The 402-nt window shown below is 69.7% G+C and carries 1 protein-coding gene; it reads left to right on the forward strand.

Going from position 1 to position 402, the window contains the following annotated elements:
- Positions 1-402, forward strand: a 402-nt coding sequence (locus I6F37_RS42985; RefSeq protein ID WP_225154827.1) for a Ca2+-dependent phosphoinositide-specific phospholipase C, incomplete at both ends; no start/stop codon positions are given.

A 402-nucleotide genomic window follows, 5' to 3' on the forward strand; every position in this document is an offset into this window, starting at 1 on the left:
GATCACCCCGGACGACGTCCGCGGATCCCGCAGCACCCTGGAGAGCGCGGTCCTGAACGACGGCTGGCCCACCCTGGGGGCCTCCCGCGGCAAGGTCATGTTCCTCATGGACAACGCCGGGTCCTACCGGACCACCTACCTGGCCGGACACCCCAGCCTGCAGGGCCGGGTCCTGTTCACGAACTCGAACCCCGGCAACGCCGACGCGGCCTTCGTCGAGCGCAACGACGCCAAGGGGTCCTTCACCGCCATCCAGAACCTGGTTCGCCAGGGCTACATGGTGCGGACCCGTTCGGACTCACCTGGTCGGGAGGTCGCCACCAACGATCGGAGCACGCTCGAAGCGGCGCTCGCCAGCGGCGCCCAGTGGGTCAGCACCGACTACCCGGTGGCGGGCTACTC

This window comes from Bradyrhizobium sp. NBAIM08 (genome assembly GCF_020193935.1).
Lineage (GTDB): Bacteria > Pseudomonadota > Alphaproteobacteria > Rhizobiales > Xanthobacteraceae > Bradyrhizobium > Bradyrhizobium yuanmingense.